General features: G+C 50.8%; 23 protein-coding genes. 7 read left to right on the plus strand and 16 right to left on the minus strand.

The window, feature by feature from the left end:
• Nucleotides 1-26: 26 nt before the first annotated feature.
• From AB4Z33_RS02265 to AB4Z33_RS02280, 4 genes are all read right to left on the minus strand, one after another.
• Nucleotides 27-1517, minus strand: a complete 1491-nt coding sequence (locus AB4Z33_RS02265) for a methyl-accepting chemotaxis protein (protein ID WP_442048331.1) — start codon at nt 1515-1517, stop codon at nt 27-29.
• A 36-nt stretch (nt 1518-1553) separates the two neighbouring features.
• Nucleotides 1554-2120, minus strand: a complete 567-nt coding sequence (locus tag AB4Z33_RS02270; protein ID WP_442048332.1) for a GNAT family N-acetyltransferase — start codon at nt 2118-2120, stop codon at nt 1554-1556.
• Between the two features lie 185 nt (nt 2121-2305).
• Complete coding sequence (locus AB4Z33_RS02275; protein ID WP_442048333.1) at nt 2306-2686, minus strand: 4Fe-4S binding protein; 381 nt, start codon at nt 2684-2686, stop codon at nt 2306-2308.
• Nucleotides 2683-4326 (minus strand): FAD-dependent oxidoreductase, encoded by a 1644-nt coding sequence (locus AB4Z33_RS02280; RefSeq protein WP_442048334.1) that lies wholly within the window; start codon nt 4324-4326, stop codon nt 2683-2685. Before AB4Z33_RS02280 ends, AB4Z33_RS02275 begins: the two co-directional genes overlap by 4 nt.
• Nucleotides 4327-4596: 270 nt before the next feature.
• On the opposite strand from AB4Z33_RS02280, the gene AB4Z33_RS02285 reads away from it, so the two are divergent.
• Complete coding sequence (locus AB4Z33_RS02285; RefSeq protein WP_442048335.1) at nt 4597-4920, plus strand: YtxH domain-containing protein; 324 nt, start codon at nt 4597-4599, stop codon at nt 4918-4920.
• Between the two features lie 4 nt (nt 4921-4924).
• The gene (locus AB4Z33_RS02290) at nt 4925-5125 is read left to right on the plus strand and encodes a hypothetical protein (RefSeq protein ID WP_442048336.1); all 201 of its coding nucleotides are present in this window, start codon (nt 4925-4927) and stop codon (nt 5123-5125) included.
• An 83-nt stretch (nt 5126-5208) separates the two neighbouring features.
• Here the strand turns inward: AB4Z33_RS02290 and AB4Z33_RS02295 are convergent, their stop codons facing one another.
• The 3 genes from AB4Z33_RS02295 to AB4Z33_RS02305 are packed head-to-tail and all read right to left on the minus strand — an operon-like array spanning nt 5209 to nt 6724.
• Entirely contained in the window at nt 5209-5994 is a 786-nt protein-coding gene (locus AB4Z33_RS02295) for a sigma-70 family RNA polymerase sigma factor (RefSeq protein WP_442048337.1), read from the minus strand.
• The gene (gene rsbW / locus AB4Z33_RS02300) at nt 5991-6440 is read right to left on the minus strand and encodes an anti-sigma B factor RsbW (protein WP_442048338.1); all 450 of its coding nucleotides are present in this window, start codon (nt 6438-6440) and stop codon (nt 5991-5993) included. The genes AB4Z33_RS02295 and rsbW (AB4Z33_RS02300) overlap by 4 nt, the downstream gene beginning before the upstream one ends.
• Before the next feature lie 35 nt (nt 6441-6475).
• Nucleotides 6476-6724 (minus strand): hypothetical protein, encoded by a 249-nt coding sequence (locus AB4Z33_RS02305; protein ID WP_442048339.1) that lies wholly within the window; start codon nt 6722-6724, stop codon nt 6476-6478.
• A gap of 156 nt (nt 6725-6880) precedes the next feature.
• Between AB4Z33_RS02305 and AB4Z33_RS02310 the strand changes: the two genes are divergently transcribed.
• The 3 genes from AB4Z33_RS02310 (at nt 6881) to AB4Z33_RS02320 (ending at nt 11674) form a co-directional block, all read left to right on the plus strand.
• On the plus strand, nt 6881-9574 hold the full coding sequence (locus AB4Z33_RS02310; protein ID WP_442048340.1) for a response regulator: 2694 nt from the start codon (nt 6881-6883) through the stop codon (nt 9572-9574).
• On the plus strand, nt 9571-10440 hold the full coding sequence (locus tag AB4Z33_RS02315) for a CheR family methyltransferase (protein WP_442048341.1): 870 nt from the start codon (nt 9571-9573) through the stop codon (nt 10438-10440). Before AB4Z33_RS02310 ends, AB4Z33_RS02315 begins: the two co-directional genes overlap by 4 nt.
• Before the next feature lie 160 nt (nt 10441-10600).
• Nucleotides 10601-11674 carry an SDR family oxidoreductase gene (locus tag AB4Z33_RS02320; protein ID WP_442048342.1) on the plus strand — a complete coding sequence of 358 codons (1074 nt, stop codon included), beginning with the start codon at nt 10601-10603 and terminating at the stop codon, nt 11672-11674.
• Nucleotides 11675-11755: 81 nt separating this feature from the next.
• On the opposite strand, the gene AB4Z33_RS02325 is transcribed toward AB4Z33_RS02320, so the two are convergent.
• The 3 genes from AB4Z33_RS02325 to AB4Z33_RS02335 form a co-directional block, all read right to left on the minus strand.
• A complete protein-coding gene (locus tag AB4Z33_RS02325; RefSeq protein WP_442048343.1) occupies nt 11756-12142 on the minus strand; it encodes a winged helix-turn-helix transcriptional regulator in 387 nt (128 codons plus the stop codon).
• Between the two features lie 20 nt (nt 12143-12162).
• Nucleotides 12163-12972 (minus strand): sugar phosphate isomerase/epimerase family protein, encoded by an 810-nt coding sequence (locus tag AB4Z33_RS02330; protein WP_442048391.1) that lies wholly within the window; start codon nt 12970-12972, stop codon nt 12163-12165.
• A 184-nt stretch (nt 12973-13156) separates the two neighbouring features.
• Nucleotides 13157-14632 carry a HEAT repeat domain-containing protein gene (locus AB4Z33_RS02335; RefSeq protein ID WP_442048344.1) on the minus strand — a complete coding sequence of 492 codons (1476 nt, stop codon included), beginning with the start codon at nt 14630-14632 and terminating at the stop codon, nt 13157-13159.
• Between the two features lie 141 nt (nt 14633-14773).
• Here AB4Z33_RS02335 and AB4Z33_RS02340 point away from each other — a divergent pair, with 141 nt between their 5' ends.
• Both AB4Z33_RS02340 and AB4Z33_RS02345 read left to right on the plus strand, forming a co-directional pair.
• Nucleotides 14774-15643: an AraC family transcriptional regulator gene (locus tag AB4Z33_RS02340; protein WP_442048345.1), complete on the plus strand. Its 870-nt coding sequence runs from the start codon at nt 14774-14776 to the stop codon at nt 15641-15643.
• Nucleotides 15644-15758: 115 nt separating this feature from the next.
• Nucleotides 15759-16562 (plus strand): acyltransferase domain-containing protein, encoded by an 804-nt coding sequence (locus AB4Z33_RS02345; RefSeq protein WP_442048346.1) that lies wholly within the window; start codon nt 15759-15761, stop codon nt 16560-16562.
• Nucleotides 16563-16647: 85 nt separating this feature from the next.
• On the opposite strand, the gene rsbW (AB4Z33_RS02350) is transcribed toward AB4Z33_RS02345, so the two are convergent.
• From rsbW (AB4Z33_RS02350) to AB4Z33_RS02375, 6 genes are all read right to left on the minus strand, one after another.
• Nucleotides 16648-17088, minus strand: a complete 441-nt coding sequence (gene rsbW, locus AB4Z33_RS02350) for an anti-sigma B factor RsbW (protein ID WP_442048347.1) — start codon at nt 17086-17088, stop codon at nt 16648-16650.
• Complete coding sequence (locus AB4Z33_RS02355; RefSeq protein WP_442048348.1) at nt 17085-17417, minus strand: STAS domain-containing protein; 333 nt, start codon at nt 17415-17417, stop codon at nt 17085-17087. Before AB4Z33_RS02355 ends, rsbW (AB4Z33_RS02350) begins: the two co-directional genes overlap by 4 nt.
• A 40-nt stretch (nt 17418-17457) precedes the next feature.
• Nucleotides 17458-18039 (minus strand): hypothetical protein, encoded by a 582-nt coding sequence (locus AB4Z33_RS02360; protein ID WP_442048349.1) that lies wholly within the window; start codon nt 18037-18039, stop codon nt 17458-17460.
• A 115-nt stretch (nt 18040-18154) separates the two neighbouring features.
• Complete coding sequence (locus AB4Z33_RS02365; protein WP_442048350.1) at nt 18155-19297, minus strand: PP2C family protein-serine/threonine phosphatase; 1143 nt, start codon at nt 19295-19297, stop codon at nt 18155-18157.
• 152 nt (nt 19298-19449) lie between these two features.
• Complete coding sequence (locus AB4Z33_RS02370; protein ID WP_337098376.1) at nt 19450-19848, minus strand: general stress protein; 399 nt, start codon at nt 19846-19848, stop codon at nt 19450-19452.
• A gap of 66 nt (nt 19849-19914) precedes the next feature.
• A complete protein-coding gene (locus AB4Z33_RS02375) occupies nt 19915-20079 on the minus strand; it encodes a DUF1328 domain-containing protein (protein WP_442048351.1) in 165 nt (54 codons plus the stop codon).
• Nucleotides 20080-20185: the final 106 nt, after the last annotated feature.

Here is a 20185-nt window from a genome sequence, read left to right on the forward strand (position 1 = left end):
GTCAATAGTCCGAGACGCCTGAACCATTAGTTTTTGCCAACCATTTGCTTCAGTTCAGATAGAAGCTGATCCAACTGGGCGTACTGCTCAACCATCGTATGAATCTTAAGATCTTGTGTCTCCATGCTTGCATGTACTTCTTCTACGGACGCCATATTCTGCTCCGTCGTTGCAGCAATATTGACCATTTCGTCTGCCATGGCGGCATATTGCTCGTTCAAGCGCGCTGCAGAGCTGCCCACCGTAATGGAATGCTCCTTAACGAGACCTGAATTCTCATTAATTTGACCGATTAGCGACTTGACCTGTTGTGAAGCTTCCTTGCTTGTCTGCACGGCGGACTGACCGCGCTCTACCTGCTCATGCACTGCGCTGATCTGCGTCCGTATGCCCGACAAAATATCGGCGATCTCATTCGTCGCCTTGCGGGAATTGTCGGCCAGCTTACGTACCTCTCCCGATACGACGGCAAAGCCTTTGCCATGCTCGCCTGCTCGCGCTGCTTCTATCGCGGCGTTAAGCGCAAGCAAGTTCGTCTGCTCCGAGATGTCGCTGATCGTGCCTACAATCGAACTGACGCGATCGTTCTGCTCGCTTAACAGCTTCATCATCTCTACCGTATGACCGATAATGACGCGAACCCGCTCAACCTCTGTGCTAAGCGACTCCATCTGCTCGCTATTCCGCTCAGTGAGCTCAGCGTTCTCCGTGGAATAACGCTCCAGCAGCGTCGTGCCGTCTAGCAGCAGCTTCACGTCATTGTCAATCGATTGGGTCGATTCATTAATATTCAGAATCGTTCCCGTCTGCTTCTCGATCGCCGCCGACATCTCGCTGAAGGTTGCCGTTACTTCGCGGGATATATCACCCGTTGAACGAACGGTCGATTGCTGGCTGCTGCTGAATTCAGTCAGCAACATAATGGATGACTTCATTTTGTCCAATAGCGCTTCGGCCATGTCCTTGGATGCTACTGCTTCCTTCTGCTTCTCCATCACCTGGAGCTGCAGACGTCTGCTGAAATTCGACGATACCGCAAGCGCCGCCGTTGCGAAGATGAGATACAGATACAAATAAACGAGCGACTCGTCCGGGAACAACCGCGGCTGCAATTCCGAATCGAGGAAGATATATGTACTGAGAGCTGCACCTAGAACACCAGTCAATATAATGGCTTTGTAGTCCGCATACAGCGTAATCACGGCGATATTGACATACACCATGAAGTAGGTGCTTACGATCGGATTAGGGTCTGAGACAATCAGCATCGTAACGAGGAGCGTCATAATGAACGGAATGATGTACTTGATTTTGTCCGGCATAATTCGCTTGTAGGTCAGGAACGTCGTGCCGCCGCAAGTGATCAAGCCTACGCCAGCCAGAAGCAGCACTAATTGCGCCGATAGTCCGATGGCTAGATCAGTTAGAACGCCTAAAGCGAGCAACCCCCACAAAATTTTAATTAATAATCGGTTACGCTTGTCCAGATCTGTTAGCTCAACAACTGATTGTTTCATAACTTTTCCGCCTTTTCGCTATTTGCTATTATTGTACTATTCTGCGACTAATCTTCTTCTCGGCAGAATGTCTTGCGGACTAATCATCCATTCGAATCGATGTTTATTTTGATAGACTTGCTCCACGTCAATTAACACCGGATTCACATAATCGCCTTTATAAAAAATTTTGTCGCCCAGCTTCTTCAGAGGCACTTGGAACGTGACCCTAAGCGCGCGCATGAATACTGGCTCCATTAGAGAAACATAATATTTGATCCGCTCTCCTTCGGCAAAATATACGCAAGCGGATAGCAAGTCCGCAATATATCGTCCTCGAAAGGAGCGCAGAATAGCCATTTTGTCGATTTCGGCTACCTCGGATGCCGCTGCTATAACGTCGGGATGCTCATGAAAGGGAGCTGTTGCATTAATCTGGCTGTCAGTAATGCTATACGGCTTAAATTCGGTAGTGCCTACATATTGGCCTTCATCGGTTACGATGATGTATTTGGCAAGCGACTTGTCCGAAAACTCAAGTTCGTAACCTTTCTCTCGCCAGACGGTTGTCCAGATGCCGTTGAACATGGCCAGCTCCAACTCATTTTCCACACGTTTAAACATGGTTTACACTCCTTTATGTCTATTTTCCTACTTTTTCCACATATTTGAACCCACAACAGGTTTATCGGAATAAACAACTGAAAATTTTACCATTTACAAAAAGAAAACCCCCGCCTTAATTTGGATAAGCAGACCTATCCAAACCAAAACGGGAGTAATCCGTGCACGTTTCTATGCATCAATAACTAGGTCGTTTGAACTTTCACGTCCGATATTCCCGCCACCCGGACTGGGCGCGGAGGGAGAATACGGTCGATGAACGGGGTCTGATCGAGTGCAGCAAGCTTCTGCCTGCCGGGACCCCAGCCAATCGTCTCACGCCAGCTGCCGAGAATGCCTTTGGATGCCAGTTCGCCCTCATCTACCTGTATCGCTTCATCGGTGAAAGGAGATACGTAGAGTGCGTCTACCGGGCAATAGGCTTCGCATATGAAGCAGGTCTGGCAATCCTCCTGCCGCTTAATGACGGGAGCCCCGCCTTCCGTCTTGTCGAATACGTTCGTTGGACATACCTTCACGCATAAATTGCACCCAATGCATCGTTCTGCGCTTACAAGCTCTATCATCCTGCCTGCACCTCCTTAACTGCGCTCTGCACGGCTGACGCGTCATTCGCCGCTGCAGGAGCAGCCGATTCCGGACGCGTCACAATCTGCTCCAATCCCGATACGAGCAGCCGATACTGCTGATTCGGATCGACCTCCGGATATTCGGCCAGCACATGGAGACCTGCGCCTCGCGACTCCTTCCTTGCGAGCGCAGCGGTGTACATCCATCTGGCCGTTGCGGCCATCGCTGCCGCCTCGCGTGCTTGAACGCGCTCCGTAGCCGTCTCCGGCTGCTGCTCGTTCACCTTCGGCCACAGCTCATTCAACCGACCCAGCGACTCGGTCAATCCCGCTTCCGTACGGAAATAGTTGATCTGAAGCGGAAGCACCTCGTCCTGGATCGCCTTGACAAGCTCGCGCGTATCGACCGGCTCTCCTTCGTTCGCGAGCTGTTCCTGCTTCCGCAGACCATATCTGCCTGCTGGCTGAAGATTGCGTTCGCTCGCGCTGCGGCTCTGCGCCCGCGCATACTCTGCCGCTCCTTTGCCCGACCATGTGCCGGAGCAGATCGCCCAAGAAGCATTGAACGCGCCGCCGCCGGACGCGGCGCCCGTAATGCGCTCGCGTGTCGCAGCGTCTCCGGCCGCATACAGGCCGTTCACCGTCGTTGCGCACTGCTCGTTCACGATACGGATGCCGCCAGTACCGCGCACCGTTCCTTCATAACGAAGCGTGAGCGGGAACGGCTCGGTGAACACGTCAATACCAGCACGGTCATACGGAAGGAAGAAGATCGCATGCGACTTGCGCAATATCGCCTGCTTCTCCGGTGTATCTGCCTTATTCATAATGGCGTACACCGGTCCCTCAAGCAGCTTCGAAGCGAGAAAATCGCCATTTCGTTGACCGTTCAGCGGGTTGCCGTCTTTATCATAATAGGAAGCCCAGCCAAGCAAGCGGGAGCGCGTATTGGAGCTGTAAGCCGGACTTGGCGCATACCGCCGAGTAAACTCCATGCCAGACAGCTCCGCGCCTAACTCGGACGCCATAAGGTAGCCGTCTCCCGTCAGCACGTTGCATCCTAGCCCCTTGCTCAAAAAGGCGCAGCCGCCGGTCGCAATAACGACCGCATTCGCCCGCACTTCCCATTCACCTTCGTCCTGCCTCAGGAGGCCTCGCGCACCGCCGACGCCATGCTCATCGACTAACAGCTCAAGAGCAGGAGCTTGGTCTAATATTTTGACTCCGGCACGCTTCACGACCTTCCTCATAAGAGCCATATATTCCGGCCCTTGCAAATGATCGCGCATCGGCGTTCCGTTCTCATCGCGTACGAATGGATAACCCCATTGCTCGACCAACTCCAGATTGATATACACCTGATCGAGCACTCGGTGAATCCAATCGGCCTCAGCCAAGTAGCCGCCTGACTTCAGCCTCGCCTGAACAGCCGCTTCCCGCAGTTCCTTGTCTGGAGGCAAATACAGCAAGTTCGTTCCTCCCGGCGCCGTAGCTCCGCTCGAGCCCAAGTAGCCTTTGTCGACGAGGACGACTTTTGCTCCTTCCTTAGCTGCGCTCCATGCAGCCCATGCGCCGGCCGGCCCGCCACCGATGACAAGTACATCCGCCGTTACATTCACGTTTTTTTGTTTGCTCATTGCTATGCCTCCGTATCGTTTGATGATTGCGGGTATGAAGTCATGTTGACCAAGCCAAAAAAAAAAGGAGACGTACATTCGCCGTAACGAATTGCACATCTCCATTTGTATGGTCAATGACTAGAAATCACTTATAATCCCTAGTGGTATAGTATGAAATTAATTTGTATCTTATCATCTTGCCTCATGGTTGTCAATGATTCAAAACAGCGAATAGCGGTTATATATAAGCAGCATTACTATTTTCTAACGATAAGGAGTGGGTGGCAAATGGCAAAGATGAATGCAAGCAGCGGTGTGTTGATAGGATCACTGGTAGGTGGCGCCATTGGCGTCGTATCCGCATTGCTTTACGCTCCAAAATCAGGCGCTCAGACGCGGGAGGCGCTAGCAGGGAAAATCCAGACTGTCAAAGCAAAGTCGATGAATCTCGTCGCTGCYGCTGGCAACCACACGAAATCGATTGGACGAAGCGTAGCCGAGGAAGCTACGGATTTAGCCAGTCATGCGAAGCAATCAGGCGAAAAAATAGTAGAGTCGATCCACTCTTCCAAGGAGGAAGTCAAGCATGCAATGAACGCTAATGGGAGGTAATCGAATGAACAGCTTATATTTTCTTCGTGCACGAATTAAGCACGAAATCGACAAAGAGAAGCAGGCAGCGAAGGTGAAGTCCATGCCAATGAACACCATGGCGCCCAATGAGCAGGAGATCATTCGACTAGGTCTGGATATGAAGCATATGAAGACGAACAGTGAAATTATGGAGGAAGGATTGGTCCCCGATCCGATCCAATAACTTCCCAATAATCATAAGAGAAAGCTCCCTTTGGAAATGCAACATGCATTCCCAAAGGGAGCTTTCTCTTAGAGGGGACAGAACTACTTGCCGTCCTGTCCCTCTTCCCGCTCCTCCAACAGTTCCTTCAGCTTCCCGATTGCACGCTTCTGAATCCGGGACACGCTCATCTGCGAAACCCCAAGCCTGGCAGCGATATCGCGCTGCGGAAGCCCGTTGTTATAAGCGAGAAGGAGCACTTCCTTCTCCTCGTCCTTCAGCTGTCCCAGCGCTTCTTCCAGGTCAAGCCGGATGTCAACGGTTTCATATTCATTCTGCTCGGTAACGATAAAATCACCAATGGTGGCGTTGCTGTCTCCTTCGTTCGAAAGAGGCGTATCCAGCGAAACATAGTTGTACGCTTCTCTGCTCGAGAGCACCTCGATCGTCTCTTCGACCGTCAGCTCCAGATGAACGGCAATCTCTTCGATCGAGGGGGAATGTCCACGCTCTACCGTAAGCTGATCAATAGCCTGCTGAATAAGCAGGCCTTTCTCTTTGATCCGCCGCGGTACTTGAATATACCAAGATTTATCGCGCAAATAATTTTTTAGATGCCCCACGACGCTTTTCATCGCATACGCTTCGAACGGTATCTCTCTGCTCGTATCGTATTGCTGGAACAATCGAAGCATCGATAATTGGCCAACTTGAAATAGATCCTCATATAAATCGGGACGACTGCGCGACAGCCTGGCTGCCGCCATCCTTACGATCGGTTCGTAATTGGCTAGCAAAAGCGTAGCTGTATCATTGCAAGCCGTAGCCTGGTAAACCAGCATTTTCTCAATAGCTTCCTTGGCATCCAGGCTGGATGAATTCGAATTCATGCCATCTCCTCTTTCCTACCAATCTGCTTGGTGAGAATAACCTCCGTACCTCTATCGGTGCGCACCTCAACATTATCCATCAGCGCATGCATTAGAAAAAGGCCGAGGCCGCCCGCCTTGACGTCGTTCAAGCTTTTGAGGTGATGGGAAACAAATTGCTGTGTGGCATTGTCGTAATCAAAGCTGTTTCCATCGTCCTTGACTCGGATGCAAATGCCTTGCTTATCAAGTTCAATACGAATGTGGATCATTCCCGACTGTCCGCTCTCATAGGCATGCAAAACGGCATTCGTGCACGCTTCGGTAACGGCCACCTTCATATCTTCCATTTGCTCGAACGAGAATCCGGCTTTCTCTGCAATCCCATACAGGGCAAGCCGGACTATGTTGATGTATTGTGCTTCAGCGGGTATCGTAACCGTTATGCTGCATGGAGTCGTATTCATTTCTTCTCCCTTTCCTTTATGAATTCTATTATAGCTCATATTTTTTTGATTTTTGTCCATATTCTGACCGTCGAGGCAATTCCGTCGCATACGGCGCCAACGATTCCTTCCTCTGCCCTAGCCTCCGTGCTTATAAGGGCAACCTGTGTTCCCAATCGGCTTATCGAGAGTCTCATATCCTCGAGCGCAGCTCTTACCAGCTTCAACGTTCGATACAGCGCGTACAACAGGATAACGAAGGAAACAGCTATAACGGCAACACTGATCGATAGCAGCAGATCCATCCTATTATCACATCCCTTCTATCAGTAGTTACCCTCTCAGGGATGTTCTGAAACAAGGTCATGCTATAATAGATACAACATACGATCTTGTAAGATCATAAAATCATAAACAAGAAGGTGTTAATGATGCTACAAGCTATACGATTTCCTATTCGATTGAAAATTGTCGTCGGCTATTTTCTCATCGTTTTATGTCTAGGCGTCTCTATCGTAATCGTCACTGACAGAATCTCTTCCTTGCAGCATGAGATTGAAACAATAACGAGTCATGACATCGAGGTTCATAACCTCATTAACGGGATCGAGAACGATATCATCAGTATGGAGACGGCGCAGCGCGGCTTTATCATTACCGGCAACGAGTCGTATCTCAAGCCTTATCAGGAAAGTATTACGACATGGAAAGCCAACTATAATAGTCTCACCGGACTCATCGCATCGAACCCTAGCGTGCAGAAGGATTTGGAAGGCTTAGGGATATCCATTCAGCATTGGATCGACACGTCCGGCGAACCCGTCATCGCGCTTAAGAGAGCGGGTGACGAAGAAGGCATCCTTGCTTTCTTCCGCAATGACATCGGCAAGCAGGATATCGACCAGCTTCGGATTCTTTTCGACAAGCTGCGAAGTTCAGAGGTCGAAGCAACGAAGACGCATATTATGCAGCTAGATAACCGCAACGATCTGCTTGCAATCGGCCTGTACGCCATGCTTGTAGTCGTTGCCGCCGTCGCCTTCCTTATCGTTTATATGATTTCCGGATCCATTGTAAAAACCATTAAACAGGTATCTCAGACGATTACGGAAATCGCTTCGGTAGGCGGTGATCTTACGACGCGAATCAAAGTGAAAACCCGTGACGAAATAAGCGAATTAGCAGATGCCACCAACACGCTGCTGACAAGCCTGGATATGCAAAATTGGATTCAGAAGATGGTTGCGGAAGTTGCGACCATGACGCAAGGCATTAACGATATGCAGACGCTTGCCGGGTCGTTCATGACCAAGGTCGCTCCGATGGTCAATGCTGCCTACGGCGCTTTCTATGTTCGTCAAGGGACGGGAGATAGCGGGCGGCTTGTGAAGATTAGCACTTATGCTGCTTATGGCGAAGATCAGGCGATAGAAAGCTTCCGCATAGGAGAAGGACTTGTTGGTCAATGCGCGTTAGAAAACCGGACGTTCTTGCTTAATCACCCAGCCGAATACGGAGCTAAGATTACTTCGGGACTGACGCAGACATCTCCGCAAAGCGTCTTGCTCGTACCGGTTGAGTATGAAGGAAAGGTCGAGGCCGTCATTGAATTCGCTTCGCTTGAGTCATTCACATCCGTGCACCTCAAGCTGCTTGAACAGATCGAGAACCACTTCGGCGTGTCGGTCAACAATGTTGGCGGACGCATGGAAGTCGAGAAGCTGTTGCGGGAATCGCAGTCTCTGACCGAGGAACTGCAGACACAAACCGAAGAGCTGCAAGCGCAGTCCGAGGAATTACAGATGCAGCAAGAGGAAATGCGCATGACGACGGAGCATTTGGAGGAACAGAACTTATTCGCTGAACAGAAGACGAAGGAATTGGAGCTGGCGAAAAAAGAGCTCGAGGAGTATGCGGACAAGCTGCGCACAAGCTCGCAGTACAAGACGAACTTCTTAGCCAATATGTCGCACGAGCTGAGAACGCCGCTTAATAGCATACTGATCCTTTCGCAGATGCTGTCCGAGAATGACAATGATACGTTGACTGCCGAGGAAGAAGGCTACGCGCGCGTTATTCATACGTCCGGCAACGATCTGCTAATGCTGATCGACGATATTCTTGACTTGTCCAAAATCGAGGCTGGCAAAATCACGCTGATGATCGATGAAGTGAACGTAACCGAAATTCCCGAGCTGATGAGGCTGAGCTTCGATCCCATTGCGGAGAAGAAGGGGCTTGCTTTCTCCACCACTATCGAGGGAGCCGTTAGTTCTATGCTGCATACGGACGGGCAAAGGCTGCAGCAAATATTGAAAAATCTGCTATCCAATGCTTTCAAATTCACCGATCGCGGCTCGGTTGCGCTCACTATTCGAGAAGCAGACATCAAAGAGATCGGCGAGCTGCTTCCCGAGTATCAGCATGCTGAGGTGCTCGCAATCGCAGTTACGGATACAGGCATCGGCATCCCTGCAGACAAGCAGCGGCTTATCTTCGAGGCGTTCCAGCAGGTCGACGGCAAGACGAATCGACAGTATGGCGGTACGGGGCTCGGCCTCTCGATTTCAAGCGAGTTCGCGAGGCTGCTAGGCGGATGCATCACGCTGCATAGCGTACCGAATCAAGGCAGCGTATTCACCTTATATTTGCCGAGCCTTCAGCATGCCGAAGTCGGGCAAGAGGTTTTGGCCGCATACGAGGAGGTCGCTGTCGCTATAACGGAAGAGCCCGTTCTGACAGCAGCGGCTAAGGAAGATATAGACGTGCTTGCAGGCAAAAAAGTGCTGCTCGTAGAAGACGATGCCCGCAACGTGTACGCCCTCAGCAAGTCGCTCGAGCAAAAGCAGCTTACGGTTACCGTTGCCGGCAACGGCAAGCATTGCTTGGAGCTGCTTGAGAAAGACAACGACTTCGATCTTATTCTTATGGATATTATGATGCCGGTCATGGACGGCTTTGAGACAATGGAGGCGATTCGTAAGCTTCCTAATCTGAAGGATACGCCAATCATTGCTTTAACGGCTAAGGCAATGCGAAGCGACCGCGACAAATGCCTGAAGGCGGGAGCCTCCGACTATATCAGCAAACCGATCCAGACAGACCAGCTGTTCTCCTTGATGCGAGTATGGCTGACGAGGCAGGTGGGACAATGAGTCATGAGCTCGAGCAATCCGATGAGCTGCAAGAGGAACTGGCGCAAACCGAAGAGCTGGCATGTATCGAAACCGAGCTCCTCTTGGAAGGCATCTACCGAAAATACGGCTTTGACTTCCGCCATTACTTGCGGTCGTCACTGCTGCGTCGTATTTACAACCGCATGAGCTTGGACGATCTGCCGACTATCACTTCATTATTGAACAAAGTGCTGCATGAGCCGGACTATTTCGGCGTCCTGCTTAACGACTTCTCGATCAAGGTGACGGAGATGTTCCGCGATCCCGAATTCTTTTACGCTTTCCGCCGGGATGTCATTCCGCTGCTGAAGGATTTGCCGGAAATCCGGATATGGAGCGCGGGCTGCGCCACCGGAGAGGAAGTATACTCGCTTGGCATTCTGCTGCACGAAGAAGGATTGCTGGACAGAACAAAGCTGTATGCAACGGATATGAGCGAGCAGGCGATTCAGACCGCGAAGCAGGGCAAGTTCCCGCTTAAGCGAATGCAGTCGTTTACGAAAAACTATATGCAAGCCGGCGGCGACAAAGAGTTTTCCGCTTATTATACCGCCGACCATGAATATGCGCATTTTCACTCCTTTATGAAGGAGCATCTCGTGTTCGCGCAGCATAATCTCGCGACGGACTGCTCCATCAACGAATTTCACGTCGTCCTGTGCCGCAATGTACTCATCTACTTCGATTCCGTCCTGCAGCATCGCGTGCACGGTCTGATCCATGACAGCCTCAGTCCGTCAGGCATATTGGCGCTAGGCGCCAAAGAGTCGTTCCTGACGCCGTTCAAATCGCGTTACGAGGTGCTGTCGGCAACCGACCGAATCTTTCGCAAGCTGGAGGACTAGCACGGAGATCCCCAACAGTAAGGAGCAGACCAAAGCGTTCTGCTCCTTTCGTTACTTTGAAGTTACTATATCACTCTAAAGTGCGTACTTTTTATTTACCGCTGCTTGGCGCACAATGATGTTAATTCATTTAACACATCATATAGAGGAGTGGTACGTAATGAAAAACACAGAAGCTTTGGTACGCAAAAAAGCGCTTGTAGTCGGAGCAAACGGCGTTATCGGCAAAAATTTGATCGACTATTTGGAACAACTCCCCGACTGGGATATTGTCGGATTGTCACGCCGCGGCGGCTTCTCTGACAGCCGCACCCGTTACGTTGCCGTCGATCTGCTGGATGAATCGGATACAAAAGAAAAGCTGAGCACACTTACGGACGTTACCCATATTTTCTACGCCGCCTATCAGGATCGTCCTACTTGGGCCGAGCTAGTCGCTCCGAACGTCGCCATGCTCGTCAATGTCGTGGATGCGATTGAGCCCATTGCTCCAGGACTTCAGCATATTAGCCTGATGCAAGGCTACAAAGTGTACGGCGCTCACCTGGGCCCTTTCAAGACCCCGGCCAAAGAAACGGATGCCTACCATATACCTCCTGAGTTCAACGTCGATCAGCAGCAATTTTTGGAACGCAGGCAGCTAGGAAGCAGCTGGACATGGTCGGCGCTTCGCCCTTCTGTCGTATGCGGATTCGCGCTCGGCAATCCGATGAACCTGGCCATGGTTATCGCCATTTATGCTTCTATATCGAAGGAACTGGGACTCCCGCTTCGGTTTCCCGGAAAGCCTGGCGCCTACAACAGCTTGCTCGAAATGACGGATGCAGGGCTGCTAGCCAAAGCTACCGTCTGGGCAGCGACGGATGAACGCTGCGCGAACCAAGCGTTTAATATTACGAACGGTGATTTGTTCAGATGGAACGAGCTATGGCCTAAGATTGCTACCAGCTTCGGACTGGAAACCGCGCCTCCGCTGCAAATGTCATTGGAATCGGTTATGGCTGACAAGGAAGCGTTGTGGAAGGGGATGGTGGAGAAAAATGGCTTAGCGAACAACAGCTACAAGGACGTGTCCTCATGGCATTTCGGGGATTTCGTATTTGGCTGGGATTACGACTTCTTCGCCGACGGCACGAAAGCGCGCCGCTTCGGCTTCCATGAATTCATGGATACCGAAAGCATGTTTCTGGATATCTTCGAGGATTTGCGTAGACGTAAAGTTATTCCCGCTTAAGTGAACAATGGCAGCAGAACAACCGGTCCTGATCCATAGCGATCGTGGGTCGATTGTTCTGTTGCCATCCTGCATGTTTACTTATGAATTGTCGTCGTCCCCCTGCGCCATCGGCGCTGCGGACAATATTTTGATACGTCCGCCAAACGCGCGCTCCGCATGCCGGTCTCCCCATCTGCACAGAAGATGAAGTATTTCTTTCAAGCTCCAGCCATATTCCGTAAGCTCGTACTCGACTTTGGGCGGTACCTGATTGTATATAATCCGGCTAATAATGCCGTCGTCCTCCAGCTCGCGCAACTGCTGCGTAAGCACCTTTTGCGTCACCCCCGGCAGCAGGCTCATTAACTCGCCATTTCGTTTCTTGCCGAACGTCAAGTGGAACAAAATAACCTGCTTCCACTTTCCGCCGATTACATCAAGCGTTACCTCAACGGCCGTATTGTATGTTTTTCCCGCTTCCAGCATCGATCGATCTCCTCTCTTCGTTATAGCTCGATACCTATATCCTTAGCCGTCCTGCGGATATATTGCGCAGCTTCAAGGTACTGCTCGTTCGTTGACAGATGCTCGATAATCAGCGTCGTATCGGGGTGCAGCTTGTTCAGTTCTGCAAGGAACGTCCGGTAATCGAGCAGGCCTCTGCCCGGAACGACTTCATCGAGATGAACGGTCAACTTGCCTCCCAGCAAAATATCCTTCGCATGGCAATTCCGGATATGCGGACCGAGCTTGGCGAAGAAATCTCTGATTATTGCCCCATTGTTATAATAAGCCCGCGGGCTGCTGATGATGTTGACGGGGTCGAAGTGGACCCCGAACCCCTGACGGTCAATTGCCTTGTGCAAAGCAAGATACGTATCCGCGGAATCGGGAAACACCCACGGCATCATTTCCAGCGCAAACACAGTGCGTTCCGGCTTAACCGCATCAATAATTTCTCGCGTCGTTTCCACAATAAGATCGAATGTTTCGTCGCTGAAATTATCCGGATCCGGTCCATCCCATTGCTCGCCGCGAGAGCCTGCAATGTTCACGCAAGCCTGCGCGCCGATCCGTTCGGCAAGCTCCAGACGCTGGATGCAATAAGCGATCGCTTCGCGCCTTGTCCGCTCGTCCCGGCTAATCGGATTGCTCCAGGCACCGACCTCGGAAATCAATATATCGTTGTCGCTGGCCGCTTTCAGATAATCGTCCAGCGCAGAAAGGTCATCATCTACCGGGCAAGTCGTTGCGCGGAAGCCTGCCTCCCGCAGCGCCTTCGCCCAGTTGTCCGGATTTTTTTGATCCAAAAACACTTGTCCTCCAAGCCGCATTTCTATCCCGCCTCTTCGCCAAGGTTATTCACATCCCGCTGCTGCTCCAGACTTGTGAACACGCGACAATTATAGCATGAACGCGGCGGCGAGCGGCACTTTCCTTCGCAACAAAACTTATGTCGCAAGGGACGGCGATAGCCGTTTACGCTTGTCTATGAGATGTTTAGAATGAAGAGGCCTTATGCGTATCGGGGCACCAGCGGGCCGTCCGGTGATACCGGAGCAAGACGTCTACCGCCTCTGCCGACCGCAGGAAGGTCAAGGCTTCGAAGGCATACGCACGGACATACCGGTCGGAACTGTCGAGTGCCTGCTCCAAGGCCTTTACAACGACGTCCGCATTCCCGTATTTGCCGATGCGAAGCAGCGAAAGAGCTGCCGTATACCCGATCTTATTATGAATGTAATCCTGATTGGCGACAAAATCTTTGTCCGCGTACATGCTGGCCGACTCTTGCGTCTGGCCCGTCGTTTCTTGCCATACCGACTCTTGGAGCGTCCGGGATAGCGACTCGACTGCAAGAGCCGATGGCGACGCGAGCAGACCGAGCGCTTCGGCGGCGTTCCGTCGTACCCATATGCTTTCATCAGCAAGGGCGCGAATGAGCGCTTGCTCCGTACCGCCGTCATGACTGCCGATCATGCCAAGCGCAAAGCAGGCAAGGGCGCGTCTTCTCTCCTCCGAATGTTCAAGCAATGCAATTAAACCGTCAATTGCCGAAGAGCCTGCTGCCGGGAGAGCGTAAGCAGCGCGCAGCGCGGATACGTTCGTTCCGTCGCGAATAACGCCAAGCAGTGCCTGAACGCCCGCATCGCCCATTCCCGCAAGACGATAAGCGGAATCTAGAGCGTCGTCTTCCGAGGATTCTCCGAGAAGACCCGCGATCTGAGACGCGTTTCCATCTGCCTGCCCTGCTGCTTGCATCTCTGCTCCACGGAGCCACTGCCATACATCCGACCAGATGCGGGGGAACGGATATTCCCGTTGTCCGGCAGGAACCGGGAATTCCGTTTCCTGATTGTTCCAGCTTGGAGAAGCCGGCGGTCTCAGTCTGGCGAATTGGAATTTCAACATATAGCGGTCCGTTGTGGACGTGTTCAACGAAGCCTTATGCCAGAGGTCGAAATGAACGAGCACCATCGTGCCCGCAGGACCGGTCGGCAGCGAAAAAGGTTTGTCCTTGCCCGGGAATTTCTCCTTGTATTGAGAGCCGGGCATAATAGCGGTCGGACCGAGCTGCTCGGTGACAGGTTGCGTATAGTAAAAGATCATCGCCCACCAAGGACGGTGGCTTCGCATAGCGCTCCAGTAGCCGTCCTTATGCCATTCGCCGCCCCCCGGCTTCTGATTGTGCGGCTGGTTGTAGTGGCAATGCCGATGCGGGTGCAAATAATAATCCGGGCCGAGAATGCTTGTTAAAGCTCCTTGTACGACCGGCGTTTCAAAAAACTTCTGGATGTCCGGCACTCTTGGCAATATGTTATTGCCCGGGTTGCCTTCCTCCATCAACGTATAATGAATTTGATTCATCACTTTCTCGTGAAGCGTATTCGGAAGATCGTTTCGTAGCACTAAATACCCCTTCGTAATAAACTGAACCATTTGTTCGTCAGTCAGCAAATGCGAAGTTTCTTGCAAGTTGATCACTCCTTGGATAATGTTGTAGTTGATGTACTTATCTTAGCCGAGCGGCTTTTTATTGTATTTAGCAGAAGATCATGCTTTTGCACAATCGTCGGGTGAATTGTCGCCAATTTATCGTTCTGAGGGGGGAGTGAAATGGACTTTTCCACGTTAAATCCGTATGTGTACTACGCAACGAGATATCCGTTCGCCAAGGGGCAGTCAAGCCTTCCGCGGATTTGTTATCAAAGCTCCGTCTATCTGATCAGCGAGGGACACGGGGTTCTGCACACCTGCGGCCGAACCTACGAGACGGGTCCTGGTTGGCTCATCCATATACCCGCCGGACAACCCCATGAGTGGATTGCCGACGACCTCGATCCGATGGTTCATATTTGCTGTTATTTCGACTGGCATTACGTAGACCGAAGAAATTTATCGGAAGGGGCATCACCGATCTGTTACCAGCTGGACCGGCTACAGCACGCATTTGTCGGACCGGCTTTTCCCTATCCGATTCTCGAGATAGTGGAGGTTGATTCCCTCCGCCCATGGATTGATCTGTTCCAAAGCTTTTACAAACCCGGCGAATACACGAATGAACGGACCTACATGCGGAACTTGACGACGCAGCGGAATTTCCAGACCTTTATCGAATATTTCCTGACGTATATGCTGAAGGATGAGCATATTCCGGACCCTAGAATAAGCCGTATCATCGAACGGATGGAAAAGGATTTGTTGGACGGTACCGCGAAGCCGTTGAAGCTTTATTACGAAAGCATTCATATGAGCCGGGGGCATTTTTTCGATACGTTCAAAAAAGCAACGGGATATTCCCCGGTTCAATACATGAACAGGTTCATGATTGGCCGGGGGATGGACGATCTGCTCCATACGCGCTTAAGCGTTACGGAGATTGCCGATAAATATCACTTCAGCTCCGTCCATTATTTCTCCCGATTGTTTCATAAACAAACCGGCTATTCACCCCGCGAATTTCGAGCTGCCGGACAGCTCAAATAGGTAGCGCCTAATAGGCAGGAAAGGTTAGCCGCTTCGCGAATAGAAAAACATAGGTTTCTAAATTCAAAATGAACCGTTCGTTCGGTCATCAAGTTCTCTGAAGGAGATTAACACAATGAATGTGGATCAATTATGCGAAGGCATACGCTTGGATGAAGGCGCCAGACAAACGATCAAACAAATGGACATCGACGATAATCGATATAGCAGCCTGAAGCGGTTATTAACAAGCGATAAGCAAGCTTTTTATGCGGGCGTCAAGCAATCGCCATCCTATCGTCAACTCTTTTTGGCCTTATTCGCCAGGTTCGCGGTTGACGCCTATGCGGATTATGCCGCCAAGGGCATATCGGACGACGTTTATTACGATACGTTCTMCGACTTGCAAATCTGGAGCAGGAAATGTTATCAGGATTACGGGGTCTACGGCATTGAAGAATATGGGTGGCTGCAGGAACATGTGCAGCTTGCTTTGTTCCGCTTGGGCAGACTGCAATTCCAGCCCATTGCGCTGGATCATGACGTTGAGGCCAGTGGGAGAACCTTTGGCAAAGGCCAGCTTGTGCTTAACGTTCATATTCCGGAGGGAGGGCCTTTGGATGAACAAAGCGTTGGGCAATCCTTCGAACAGGCCAAGACGTTCTTTAGGGGCATCCGAGCGGTGTTCGTATGCCAGTCATGGCTGCTCTTCCCGCAGCTCAGCGAAGTCTTGCCGCCGGATTCGAACATTCTCAAGTTCCAGCGAAGTTTTACCGTCTATCAGACGGATACAGACTCGAAGCAAGCAGAGGAACGGATATTCGGCCAAGTATGCGCAGACCCGTCGCTCTACGAAGAGAGGACCTCTCTGCAACAAAGCTCGAAGGCGTATCTCATGGCCGGCAATAAGCTTGGTAGTGGATACGGAATTAAATTTTAAATAGACATTGCCGTTAGAAAACAAAAGAGAAACCCAACGTTTTGAAAAAAACGTGGGTTTCTCGACAATCTAACTAGCTGATCGGCTAGTCTTCTTCCGTAGCAGCAGCCATAAATTTGGTCATGACAACCTCGGTAACATTGCCCGTCGTATAGATGGCGACCTCATCCATCAAAGCTTGGATCAGGTATATGCCTAATCCCCCGACACGCAGGTCGCTAACCTGCTCAGCGGCAAGCGGAGCGGACATATCGAGCGCATTGGGATAAACAAAGCCGGGGCTGTTGTTTTTGATTCTGATTTTCAAACTGTCGTCATCTGTTTCATAGCAGACGTCAATAACCTCGTCTCCCGTATTATGGCCGCCATGGAGCACCGCATTGTTGCATGCCTCCGATACCGCTACCTTCATATCCTCGATGTCTTCATAGGAAAACTTCATCTTCGAGGCAATGCCGTAGAGACAGATTCTAACCATATCAATGAAGTCCGCATGGGCCGGTATTTGTAAACGAATGGCTTTCATGCTTCACCCTCTATCCCTTCTTTTAAATATCGGGAAATGCCTGTTAAATCGAATAATCGTTTGATGGCAGGCGGTATTTCTCTTACGAAGAAGGGCGCCTTCATTTCATCGCGATACTTCAATACCGATACAATGATGCCGATACCCGTACTGTCTATATAAGTTAAGCCTCTTAAATTCAGTATAAGCGCCTTGTCTGAACGGTTCATGACCTGCTCCAACGCCGACCGCAGCTGCGGCACGATCGATAGATCAAGATCCCCGCTCAGATGGAGGACGTAAGCATTCGGATTCTCTTCCTGCACGACTTGAAATGGATCTGCTTTCATTCATTCACTCCGCTCCGCTATATTTATTGAATCGTTACACTTAGACGCTTGCGATATGAAAATAATGAATCGCGTTCAACTGTCCGCTCGACTCGCCGAAAAACAGCTTCAATACGGCCTCGCCTCGCTGATACCCTATGCCGTCTTCCGTCTCGAAGTCAGACTCGCCGAAAGCGTCCTTCATTCCTTCGAACGACGCCGGAACCCGTACGCCGTCGACCAGCACCGAGCCGATGCTCGGCAGAACTTCCACGAAATTAACGACACCCTCCGTAAAGACGATGTTCATGTGCTCGTAGTGATACGTTTCAGATCCGGCATTATAAGGATCTGTCGTTATCTCTAAGGGCTGGCCAAGCTTCGTTATCGCATCCTGCTGGCTGTCGTAAAGCGTAATGCCCTCTACGCTGCCTAGCTGTAACTGCTGCTTCTCTGTGGGTGCCGCTGGACTCATGGATGCTGTCGTTACCTTGTTTGCTGCCGCAGTTAGCGTTACTACGGATTCTTTGTTTGCTTGGTTCGCTTGCGCCTGCGGGTCGATTGACGCCATGGGCAATTCTCGTACGTTTGCAAATCCGATCAAGCTTCCTACTATACAGCCAATCAACATAATGTTTTTCATATGAGCTCCCTCCCGCAAAAAAATCGGTTACGGTTACGTTAACGTTCCTCCCTTTACTCTTACCCCCGATTACGAGCTTTGAAACAGACAATCGCATTTTTATTAAATTATCGATTTATTTTTTGGCCGCAATCATCACAAGGCATATATCATCCCGCTGATTGTCGCCGATCTGCTCCGGAATGAGCGCTTCGCACATCCCTTGAATCCCCTTGCCGCTATGCTCTGCGAGTAGTTGTTCGATTCGGTTCGAGGCCTCTTCGCTTCCTTCATAATCTATCGTATCCAAGAGCCCGTCCGTGAACAGGACGAGCTTCATACTGTCGTCGTATTGAATTATGCCTTTCTGAATATCGATCGTATCGAACAGGCCGATTGCGCAGCAGCCCTCCGTCAGCCTAATCGTCTTGCCCTGCTGAAGCATAATACCGGGAGGATGACCGGCGTTGACATATTCAATCGTCCGCTCTTCCGTATCCAGTACTAAATAGATCGCCGTAAAATAGTAATTCAGCAGCTCGTCCTTCATATACAGCCGCTTCATATAGCGGTTCAGCTCGCGCATCACCTGCTCCGGGTCCGAAACTCGCGTAATCATATCCCTTAAGACGGATGAGATGTACATGCATACGAGCGAGGACGCGATGCCATGACCCATCATATCGAGCAAAATGACGCCGTACCTCGTTTGATCGATGCGATACCAGGCGTAGAAGTCGCCGGCCAGCTCCGAGGAAGGCTGATAGATGGCGTTGATCTCCACATTGGCGTCATCGATTGGATGACTGAGCACGTTGCGCTGCACCTGCTTGGCAAGCTCCAGCTTGTACTTAATTCGCTTGTCCCGCTCCTTGTGCCAATCAATCTCTTTCTTCAGCCTCAGCGCGGAGCGTATGCGCGCGAGCAGCTCCATCTTATTGATCGGCTTCATTACATAGTCGCTGGCTCCCGCATCCATCGCCTCCGCCATTTTGGAGGAATCACCGACTGCGGTGACAAAAATGATCGGAACATCGCGATAACGCTCGTCCGCCAAGATGCGCTTGCACGCCTCCAAACCGTCAATCTCCGGCATCATCAAATCCATTAATATTAATTCGGCTTGCGCCTCCGGGTCAACGTCGTTTCCGATTCCGAGCAGGCCGTACAGCTCCATCGCCGAAGAAGCCATTCGCAAATCATCGTATCCCGCTTTGTTCAAAATTGCCTTCACGATAAGCTGATTCGTAGCATTATCATCTACTATTAAGATACTCATGCGTGCGTGCCCCTTATCAAGTGGTATCCAATATATTCTATACCATTTTCTAGTCGGATGTCGCCCTTAAGAAGCAGCTTGCAGCCCAAGAGGCCTATCCGTTAGGATAGGCCATCTATGTTATATGGCGGCCATGCCGTTATGGCCCGCTATTAAAAGACATAGTTAGGGTAATAGTACACATAGGGATCATAATCTTCCCCGTCGTATTCCCTTCCGCCCCAAGCAATGACTAATATTTTATCTTGATCGAGCTCCCGTTCGAGGCGCTCCGCATCCGTCTTGGAGAGACCAAGCGACCTCATCTTCGCGCGCAGCTCATCGCCGCCTGAACGGAATATGTTCGCGATCGCCGTGCCGAGCCCTTCCTCCGCAACGCCGATCTTCTCAGCATCCGTCCTTTCCGCAAGCCGGTTCGTTCTGCCTTTGTCATGGGTCAATACGAAAATATTTTCTTTCGCATAACCTTCAGTTTGGAATCGATACACCTGCTCTTGAACCTCCACCGCGTTATTCACCGTATGAACCTTCGTTTTCAGATCAATAGTCATTGTAAATTCCTCCCTTGATTCGTTTGAATTTGAGTTGCTGGCGTTAGACTTCCTAGTCCGTGTTAGTTAGCCCACTCGTCTTCGACCAAAGATAAGCGATGCCACAAATAAGATAAGAAAGACAACGAATAAAATTTTGGCGATACCCGCCAGTGCAGACGCAATGCCCATGAAGCCGAATATCCCTGCGACGATCGCGAAAACAAAGAAGATAAAAGCCCATCCTAGCATTGAAACCACCTTCTCTCTCACAAATTGTTTTGGCGAGCTTGTTACGTTATTAAACGGATCAAGGATAATTGAATCAGCTTACTTGCATTTGTTTCAAAAAAGAGCC

Source organism: Paenibacillus sp. 2TAB19, assembly GCF_052115185.1.
In the GTDB taxonomy this organism is placed as follows: domain Bacteria; phylum Bacillota; class Bacilli; order Paenibacillales; family Paenibacillaceae; genus Pristimantibacillus.

Coding starts and splice junctions, on each gene's coding strand:
- AB4Z33_RS02265 (WP_442048331.1), bottom strand. CDS start 1,517: ATGAAACAATCAGTTGTTGAGCTAACAGATCTGGACAAGCGTAACCGA.
- AB4Z33_RS02270 (WP_442048332.1), bottom strand. CDS start 2,120: ATGTTTAAACGTGTGGAAAATGAGTTGGAGCTGGCCATGTTCAACGGC.
- AB4Z33_RS02275 (WP_442048333.1), bottom strand. CDS start 2,686: ATGATAGAGCTTGTAAGCGCAGAACGATGCATTGGGTGCAATTTATGC.
- AB4Z33_RS02280 (WP_442048334.1), bottom strand. CDS start 4,326: ATGAGCAAACAAAAAAACGTGAATGTAACGGCGGATGTACTTGTCATC.
- AB4Z33_RS02290 (WP_442048336.1), top strand. CDS start 4,925: ATGAACAGCTTATATTTTCTTCGTGCACGAATTAAGCACGAAATCGAC.
- AB4Z33_RS02295 (WP_442048337.1), bottom strand. CDS start 5,994: ATGAATTCGAATTCATCCAGCCTGGATGCCAAGGAAGCTATTGAGAAA.
- rsbW (WP_442048338.1), bottom strand. CDS start 6,440: ATGAATACGACTCCATGCAGCATAACGGTTACGATACCCGCTGAAGCA.
- AB4Z33_RS02305 (WP_442048339.1), bottom strand. CDS start 6,724: ATGGATCTGCTGCTATCGATCAGTGTTGCCGTTATAGCTGTTTCCTTC.
- AB4Z33_RS02315 (WP_442048341.1), top strand. CDS start 9,571: ATGAGTCATGAGCTCGAGCAATCCGATGAGCTGCAAGAGGAACTGGCG.
- AB4Z33_RS02320 (WP_442048342.1), top strand. CDS start 10,601: ATGAAAAACACAGAAGCTTTGGTACGCAAAAAAGCGCTTGTAGTCGGA.
- AB4Z33_RS02325 (WP_442048343.1), bottom strand. CDS start 12,142: ATGCTGGAAGCGGGAAAAACATACAATACGGCCGTTGAGGTAACGCTT.
- AB4Z33_RS02340 (WP_442048345.1), top strand. CDS start 14,774: ATGGACTTTTCCACGTTAAATCCGTATGTGTACTACGCAACGAGATAT.
- rsbW (WP_442048347.1), bottom strand. CDS start 17,088: ATGAAAGCCATTCGTTTACAAATACCGGCCCATGCGGACTTCATTGAT.
- AB4Z33_RS02355 (WP_442048348.1), bottom strand. CDS start 17,417: ATGAAAGCAGATCCATTTCAAGTCGTGCAGGAAGAGAATCCGAATGCT.
- AB4Z33_RS02360 (WP_442048349.1), bottom strand. CDS start 18,039: ATGAAAAACATTATGTTGATTGGCTGTATAGTAGGAAGCTTGATCGGA.
- AB4Z33_RS02365 (WP_442048350.1), bottom strand. CDS start 19,297: ATGAGTATCTTAATAGTAGATGATAATGCTACGAATCAGCTTATCGTG.
- AB4Z33_RS02370 (WP_337098376.1), bottom strand. CDS start 19,848: ATGACTATTGATCTGAAAACGAAGGTTCATACGGTGAATAACGCGGTG.
- AB4Z33_RS02375 (WP_442048351.1), bottom strand. CDS start 20,079: ATGCTAGGATGGGCTTTTATCTTCTTTGTTTTCGCGATCGTCGCAGGG.